The organism is Kutzneria sp. 744 (assembly GCF_000568255.1).
Lineage (GTDB): Bacteria > Actinomycetota > Actinomycetes > Mycobacteriales > Pseudonocardiaceae > Kutzneria.
In genome coordinates, this window is record NZ_KK037166.1 from 9,594,053 (window position 1) to 9,601,150 (window position 7,098).

Here is a 7,098-nt window from a genome sequence, read left to right on the forward strand (position 1 = left end):
TCGGCTGTCAGCACGATTTTTCAGGCCAGCGACGGGGCAAACCGGTTTACCTCCAGGTCGTCCAGGGTGGCGGCGTGGATCGACAGCACGGGCACGGTGGTGGCCAGTGCGGCGAGGTGGCCGACCGGGGCGGGGAGGTCGCGCAGGTGCCGGCGGCGGAAGGCCACCGCGGGATGGCGGTGGCGACGGTGGGGCCGCTGACGTCGAGGTGCTTGGGTGGGGCGCGGAGACCGAGGCCGGTGAGCTTCATGGCGGCTTCCTTGCGGGTCCAGGCGGAAACCAGCCACGGGGCGCGATCGGGTTCGGCCATGGCGTCGAAGTGCCGGCGTTCGTCCGTGGTCAGGCAGGCGCGGGCGAGGCCGGCGGGATCGGGGGCGGCGCGGAGGTCCTCGATGTCCACGCCGACGAGCCCGCCGTCGGTGACCGCCATGATCACCCAGTGCTCGGTGTGGGAGACGGAGTAGTCGATGGCAGCGTCGCGGAAGCGGGGTCGGCCGTGACGGGCGCCGGTGTCGCAGTGGGTGCAGGTGCGGTCGGTGACGATGTCGCCGGGCGGGATGCCGAGGTAGTGGGAGCCGACAAGTCGTTGCGTGGCACGGGAAGTGACGAAGGTGTCGCCGGCGGGGGTGCTGGCGAGCTTGGCTGCGCGCAGGCGCTCCTCGGCGTCGAGCATGGCCAGCCAGCCGGCGCGGGGGCGCACCGGCACGAGCCAGACGTGGACCTCGCCCGGGTTCACGGCGCCGGCACCGGGAGGAGCTGCTCGACCGCCGCCGCCAGCTGCCGGTCCTCGTCGTCGATCTGCACGTCCGGCCGCACGCCGCGGTTCTCCAGGATCTGGCCGTCGAGCACGTACCGGAACTCGGGCTGGGTGGTGACGGTGCCGTCGACCAGCCCGTGTCGAGGCCACGTGGCGATCACGCCGCCCCAGGTCCGCCGGCCGACGATCGGGCCGAGGCCGAGCGACCGGAAGCCCTGGGCGAAGATCTCGCCGTTGGACCCGGTGTGCTCGTTGACCAGCAACGCCATCGGCCCGCGCGGGGCCTCGCCAGGGTACGGCGTGGTCGAGCTCCAGCGGCCGGTCTCGGTGCCGAAACGCCGGCGGGACAGGCGATCCAGCAGCAGTGGCGCGATCTGGCCGCCGCCGTTGAACCGCACGTCCACGATCAGCCCCTCGCAGTCGAGCTCGGTCAGGAAGCCCCGCACGAACTCGGCGTAGCCGCCGGCGTTCATGTCGGGCACGTGCACGTAGCCGAGCCGGCCGCCGGACAGTTCCTTGACGGCGGCCCGGTTGGCCGACACCCAGTCCCGGTAGCGGGCGGCCGACTCATCGGCTAACGCCGTCACCGTTACATCACGGCTGACGCCGTCGCGGACCAGCGTCAGCTCGACCTGGCGATCGGCCTGGCCGACCAGCAGCTCGCCAGGGCTCGACACGGGACGGCCGTTGATCGCCACCAGTTGGTCGCCGGTACGGATGTCGGCGCCGAGGCGGTTGCACGGCGAGGTCAGGCGCGGGTTCCACGGGTCGCCGCGCAGGATGTTGCCGATGCACCAGCCGGAATCCCAGTCCACGCCGAGAAAACCCTGGCCGTGCTGGGGAGTCGGCCGGTACTCGCCGCCCCGCTCGTACGTGTGCGAGGTGCCGAGCTCGGCCTGGACCTCCCACAACAGGTCCGACAGCTCGGCCCGGGTGCCGACGCGGGGCAGCAGCCTGGCGTACCGGTCGTGCATGGCGTCCCAGGCCACGCCGTTCATCGCCGCGTCCCAGAATCCCTCGCGCTGAAGGCGCCAGGTCTCCCGGAACATCTGCCGCCACTCGGATTCCGGCTGCACGGCCACCTTGAGCCGGGCCAGGTCGATCTCGTCGGGCTCGTCCTCGTCGGCGATGTCCTCGACCTTCACCGTGCGAAGACTCGAAGAATGCCGGTACAGCACCGTTTCCTCGGAGACGGACAGCTCGTCGACGGGGCTGAGCACCTCCTCCTCGACCTCGCCGGTGACCAGGTCGACCACCGTGACGATGCCGTCCGGGGTGGCCTCGGGCTCGGCGACGTCCGGCGCGGCCAGGGGAGCGGAGTGCAGCAGCACCTTGCCCGGCAGGCCGATGATCTTCAGGTACCGCCCCTCGGGCACGGGCAGTGGCAGCACGCGCCGGTCGATGCCGCCGAAGTCGATCTCGACCTCGGCGACGGGGTCGGGGGTGCTGTGCTCGAAGGGCGGGGGCTCCTCCGAGCACAGCGTGATCAGGTAGGGCCGCCCGGCGTAGGGGAAGCCCAGGTCGAACTGCACCTGGTCGTGATCGACGACCAGGTCCCGCTGCCCGACGAAGTACAGGTACCGGCCGCCGGGGTCGAAGGCGGGACGGGAGTCGCGCAGGACCGGCTCGGTGGCCTGGAAGGTGCGGCCCGATGCCGGCTCGGCCACCTTGATTGCCGAGGTCCGGGGCGACAGAGGATAGGTGTAGGCCAGCCAGCGGCCGTCGGGCGACCAGGCCAGGTCCTCGATCCGCTCGTGCGGGCTGTGGTCGAGCAGCCGACAACATCCGTTGTCAACGACCCACAGCTGCTGCCGGTTGGTGGCGAACGCGACTCGGTCGCCGTGCGTGGCGAGCTCGGTGATCGTGCCGACGGATCCGGTGGGAACGGTCGTCTCCTCCGGCCCGAGGAAGACCAGCCGCTCCTCCGGCTCGGCGTCGCCGGCCACGGCCACCAGGCGGCCGTCGGACAGCCAGTCCAGCAGCCGGTACCGCACGCCGTCGGCGTTGCCGTGCTGGCGCACCGGTCCGCTCACCGGGTTCAGGGTGAAGGCCTTGCCGCGCACGGTCAGGGCCACCGACTTGCCGTCCGGGCTGAGCCGGGCGTCCTCAAGGTGGTCGGCGGCGGACACGATCCGCCGGGCGCACTGCGACCGCGAGCCGGCCACCTCCACCGGGAGGTGCTCGTCCAGCAGGAAGAGCTCGGCGCCGGCGTGGTGGACCAGCCGCCGGCCGTCGGACGAGAGGTTGCGGGCGTAGTACTCCTGGTGCTCGGTGTGCCGGTGCAGGTCGGCGCCGTCGGGACGGCACGAGTACACGTTGCCGACGCCCTCGTGGTCGCTGATGAAGAAGATCCGGTCGCCGACCCAGCACGGGTTGGCCAGGTTCCCCGGCAGCGACAGCAACGGCGTCAGCGGACCATCCACTGTGGACGACGTCCACAGCTCGCCGGCCAGCCCGCCGCGATAACGCTTCCAGCGAGCGGGATCCGCGGTGTTGCGCCCGAGGACCACCCGCCCGTCGGGCCCGAAGGCGATGGCGTCGGCCAGACCGGGCCGCAGCAGGCGGGGGAGTCCGCCGTTGGGGGACACCGTGAACAGCCGGAAGCCGAAACCGGCCGGCTGCTCGGCAGCCGAGGCGTAGATGATCTCGCCGGTCGACGGGTGCCAGCCCACTGTCACGCACCGCGCGGCCTGGTAGGTCAGCCGGCGCGAAGGCCCGCCGACGGCGGGCATGACGTACAGCTCGGACGGCCCGTCGTCGGAGCCGACGAACGCCACCAGTGAACCGTCCGGCGACAGCCGTGGCCGGCTGGCCTCCGAGACGCCGGCGGTCAGCCGCCGCGCGCTTCCGCCAACGACTGGCACCGACCACAGGTCGTCCTCGCACGCGAAGACGACAGTGTCGCCGGCGATGGTCGGCCAGCGCATGTATCCGGGCAGATATCCGGTCACGACAACCCCTGCACTCCCGCACGGACCCGGTCCGCGATCTCCTGCCGCCGCGCCTGTTCCCGCAGCTTGCGGTCCCGCACGTCGTCCCGCGTCACCGTCCAGTAGCACGCCGTGCGCCACCGGCCGACGGTGTAGGAGTCGTACTCGGCACGGATCTGCGCGTTGGCCTCCAGCTCGTCGGCCGACAGCATCATCGTGTTGTGCGACAGCACCTGGTTGATGATCACGTCCATGTGCAGCTGCTCGCGCAGGTACTCGTGCGCCGCCTCGACCGCCTTGAAGCCGAAACCGCTGCGGTAGCGGGGAAGCACCGCGAACGACAGCTCGCAGGCCTGGCTGCGCCAGTCGATGGAGGTGATCCACGAGAAGCCGACCACCTGCCCCTTCGACCCGCACATGGTGAACAGCCGCTTGGTGTGGTGCTGCTCGGAGATCGTCCGCGCCATGCCCTCGGCCAGCGCGCGGTCGTCGGCCGACATGGCGAAGTCGTTCAGGTTGGTCTGGTACTTGTTCTCCCGCAACAACTCCGTGCGAACGGGGATGTCCGCCTCGGTGAAGTGTCGGACCGTCATGAACGGCACGTGTCCGTCCTCCCCACGTAGACCAGGACGTCCTGCCAGTCGTAGTTCTGCCACCGGTGCCGCGGCAGCACGCCCACCCGCTCGAACCCGCACGCCGCGAACCCCTGCGCGGCCTCGACGCCGTCCGGCACCATCGCCACGAACGTGGTGCAGCGCTGGTAGGTGGCCAGGAACTCCAGCAGCGCCCGCAGCGGCTCCGGGTCGGCCGAGGTGCTGGCGACGTAGGCCTGGCGCGGCTGGTCGGCGTTGGGGGCGAAGCCGACCAGGGTCTCGCCGGCGCTGAACAGCTGCGCCTGCAACGACTCCAGCTCCTGGGTCAGCAAGGAGTCGTTCTGGGTCACGGGATCGAGGCCGAGAAAGCCCCGCGCGGAGTCGCCGGACGCCCGCAGCTCGGCCACCGCCACCGCGGGATCGAGGCGTTGGATCTCAGTCATTGCGCACAGCTCCCCAGATCTCCCGGTCGACCGGCCGGCCGTCCAGCCACGTGCCCTCCGGCACGACCGCCTCGCGCTGGAACCCGACATCGGCCAGCACGTCGGTCGGCGCGCCCAGGGTCGGCGTCACCCAGCCGTAGATCCGGCTCAGGTTCAGGGTAAGAAACCCGTGCAGCACAACGGTCTTCAGTACCACGTCCAGCCCGACGACGCTGTTGAGGCCGAGCTCGACCCGGGCGCGGCGGGTGGACCCAGTCCAACGAGGTGAACCGCACGAAGCCGATGCCGGGGGGCGATGCACAGCTCCTGGCTGGGATCGGCCGGCGGGGCGACGGTGGTCGGCGGGGCCAGCGGCGGCCAGTCGGCGACGGGCAGCCCGAGCAGCTCACCGGGCAGCCACGGACCGGACAGCAGGTCGGCGTCGCCGGAGCGGTATCCACGCAGTCTCATGAGATGGGCTCCCAGATCTGGGCGAAGGACACGTACCCGTAGCGCTGGCCCTCGTGCACGCTGACGGCGCCGAGCGTGCCCTCCTCGCGCAGGCCGGCGGTGCGGGCGAAGGCGAGGCCGCGGGAGTCGAACTCGTCGAAGCGCAGAGCCAGGCGCACGACCTCGCGCCGCCATCGGTTGGCCCGCGACAGCTCCGCGAAGGCGGACTGCCACCACTCCAGCGGCGCCGAGGCCCGAAGCCGCAGCTGCATGCTGTAGTGGCAGGCGTTGTTGGCCTCGGACTCGACGGCGTACAGGCCGACGACCTCGCCGTTGGCCAGCAGCACGTGAGTGTCCTCGTCCAGCAGCGACAGGATCTCCCACTCCGGCCGGGTGTCCGGGTCGCCGGTGCGGAAGAAGAAGTCCGGTTCGGTGAACAGCGCCAGCACGGCGTCCCGGTCGGCGTCCGCGTAGGGCCGGCTCGACCAGCGCGGCAGCTCAGTTGTCGTCATGGCCCGTCCCGATGGTGAGGCGTTGGATGGTGCTGGTGCCGTCCATGAACTCGAAGGCGTGCACGTCCCGGCACCACTTCTCCAGCAGCGGATGCTCAAGCAGCGCACCGGGTTCGAGTGCCGAGGAGGCCCAGCGCGCAGTCTCCACGGCCAGGTTCGTCGCGTGCAGCTTGCCGATCGACGGGGCGCGGCGGTCGTCGGGGTTGTTGTCCACGTCGTGCGCGCAGTCGAGCAGCAGTTCTCGGGCCGCTTCGAGTCGGGTCGTCATCAGCGTCCTCCACTGTGGACGGAGCGCGTGCACGTAGTCGCTGATGGCCAGGGCGACCCCGAGGGCCTGGGCGCCGATCTGCAAGCGCATCACGTTGAACGTGCGTGCGATGCCCCACAGCCCCCGCCGCGAGGCCGGCAGGTGTGCGCCCAGCAACGCCTCGCGCCCGACCTCGATACCGTCGAAGGTCATCTCCCCCAAGGCGGCCCCGCGCAGGCCGAACATCGTCAGCGCGCGGCCGGTGTAGCCGGGGCTGGGGTTGCGCACGACCACCGCGCGGATCGACAGCGGGGTCGGGCCCGTGCGGGCGAAAACGAGGCCGATGCCGCCGCGCGCCGCGTTGGCCACGTACTTCTTCGCTCCGTGCAGACGAAAGTCCTTGTCCAGCACAGTCTTCATGGCAGTGGCGTCGCTGCCGCATGCGGGTTCGGTCATGCCGAAGAACGTCCACGGCCGGTCGTCGGCCAGGACACGGTAGAACGCCTCCTGCTGCGACGGACTGCCCAGCGCGTCGACGGCCAGCCCGGCGAGCGAAGGGGCGCGGCAGATGTTGAGCACGCCGGCGTCGCCACGCGAGAGCTCGATGTTGGCGGCCGTGCGCGCGAGGCACGTCTCCGTGTACAGCTCGGCGCATTTGGGCAGGTCGGAGTCCCGGTACTGCGGGGGCGTGGCGATGTCGCGGATGACGTCCAGCGCGGGGATGTCTGGCACCGCGCCGGCGTCGACGGCCAGCGCGTGCGGGCGCAGCTCGGCCGCCAGTTCGGCGGCGAGGCCCTGGAGTTCGTCGAACGAAGTCATGAGGCACCGACCCAGCAGTTCGCGGTGAGCCGGGACAGGTGCACACCGAACATCGCACCGTCGTCGACGAACCCGCTGGCCCCCAGCAGCTTCGCCAGCTCCCAGTCCACTGTGGTCAGTCTTTCGTGCACATCCCGGACGGCGTCGGGGCAATCGCCGGCGACCGCGAGCGTGCGGCGGGCGGCCTCGGTCGCCACGTGCGCGTCGGCCAGGGCGCCCTGCACGAGCTGCTTGCCGATGGTCGGTTCACCGCCGACCGTGCGTCCGGAAAGGTGCGCAACGGCCCGCACGGCCAGCCGCCGGGTCAGCCCGAGCCGGACGCCGGCCAGCCGCGCGGTGACGGCGGTCAGTTCCGGGCTCGCCTGAGG

Annotated in this window: 9 protein-coding genes; all 9 read right to left on the minus strand. The window is 71.4% G+C overall.

Translation table 11 applies throughout. The features are described from left to right. Positions 1-46: 46 nt before the first annotated feature. Positions 47-736, minus strand: coding sequence for a 4'-phosphopantetheinyl transferase family protein (locus KUTG_RS54720; protein WP_052396110.1), 690 nt, complete (start codon positions 734-736; stop codon positions 47-49). Continuing rightward, positions 733-3,708, minus strand: coding sequence for a S41 family peptidase (locus KUTG_RS43920; protein ID WP_052396111.1), 2,976 nt, complete (start codon positions 3,706-3,708; stop codon positions 733-735). The genes KUTG_RS54720 and KUTG_RS43920 overlap by 4 nt, the downstream gene beginning before the upstream one ends. Then, positions 3,705-4,280, minus strand: a complete 576-nt coding sequence (locus KUTG_RS43925; protein WP_232241542.1) for a GNAT family N-acetyltransferase — start codon at positions 4,278-4,280, stop codon at positions 3,705-3,707. Before KUTG_RS43925 ends, KUTG_RS43920 begins: the two co-directional genes overlap by 4 nt. Continuing rightward, a complete protein-coding gene (locus KUTG_RS43930; RefSeq protein ID WP_043725620.1) occupies positions 4,277-4,723 on the minus strand; it encodes a GNAT family N-acetyltransferase in 447 nt (148 codons plus the stop codon). Before KUTG_RS43930 ends, KUTG_RS43925 begins: the two co-directional genes overlap by 4 nt. Next, positions 4,716-4,919: a GNAT family N-acetyltransferase gene (locus KUTG_RS43935; RefSeq protein ID WP_043725623.1), complete on the minus strand. Its 204-nt coding sequence runs from the start codon at positions 4,917-4,919 to the stop codon at positions 4,716-4,718. The genes KUTG_RS43930 and KUTG_RS43935 overlap by 8 nt, the downstream gene beginning before the upstream one ends. Then, positions 4,910-5,173: a hypothetical protein gene (locus tag KUTG_RS43940; protein WP_043725624.1), complete on the minus strand. Its 264-nt coding sequence runs from the start codon at positions 5,171-5,173 to the stop codon at positions 4,910-4,912. Before KUTG_RS43940 ends, KUTG_RS43935 begins: the two co-directional genes overlap by 10 nt. Further along, positions 5,170-5,664 carry a hypothetical protein gene (locus KUTG_RS43945; RefSeq protein WP_043725626.1) on the minus strand — a complete coding sequence of 165 codons (495 nt, stop codon included), beginning with the start codon at positions 5,662-5,664 and terminating at the stop codon, positions 5,170-5,172. Before KUTG_RS43945 ends, KUTG_RS43940 begins: the two co-directional genes overlap by 4 nt. After that, the gene (locus KUTG_RS43950) at positions 5,651-6,730 is read right to left on the minus strand and encodes an acyl-CoA dehydrogenase family protein (RefSeq protein WP_043725629.1); all 1,080 of its coding nucleotides are present in this window, start codon (positions 6,728-6,730) and stop codon (positions 5,651-5,653) included. The genes KUTG_RS43945 and KUTG_RS43950 overlap by 14 nt, the downstream gene beginning before the upstream one ends. Continuing rightward, positions 6,727-7,098: acyl-CoA dehydrogenase family protein (locus KUTG_RS43955; RefSeq protein WP_255360979.1), on the minus strand; the 372-nt coding region annotated here is incomplete at its 5' end. The genes KUTG_RS43955 and KUTG_RS43950, both read right to left, overlap by 4 nt.

Bases quoted from the DNA above. Each gene is read 5' to 3' on its own strand.
- KUTG_RS43925 (WP_232241542.1), bottom strand. From the start codon at position 4,280: ATGACGGTCCGACACTTCACCGAGGCGGACATCCCCGTTCGCACGGAG.
- KUTG_RS43945 (WP_043725626.1), bottom strand. From the start codon at position 5,664: ATGACGACAACTGAGCTGCCGCGCTGGTCGAGCCGGCCCTACGCGGAC.
- KUTG_RS43950 (WP_043725629.1), bottom strand. From the start codon at position 6,730: ATGACTTCGTTCGACGAACTCCAGGGCCTCGCCGCCGAACTGGCGGCC.
- KUTG_RS43940 (WP_043725624.1), bottom strand. From the start codon at position 5,173: ATGAGACTGCGTGGATACCGCTCCGGCGACGCCGACCTGCTGTCCGGT.
- KUTG_RS43930 (WP_043725620.1), bottom strand. From the start codon at position 4,723: ATGACTGAGATCCAACGCCTCGATCCCGCGGTGGCGGTGGCCGAGCTG.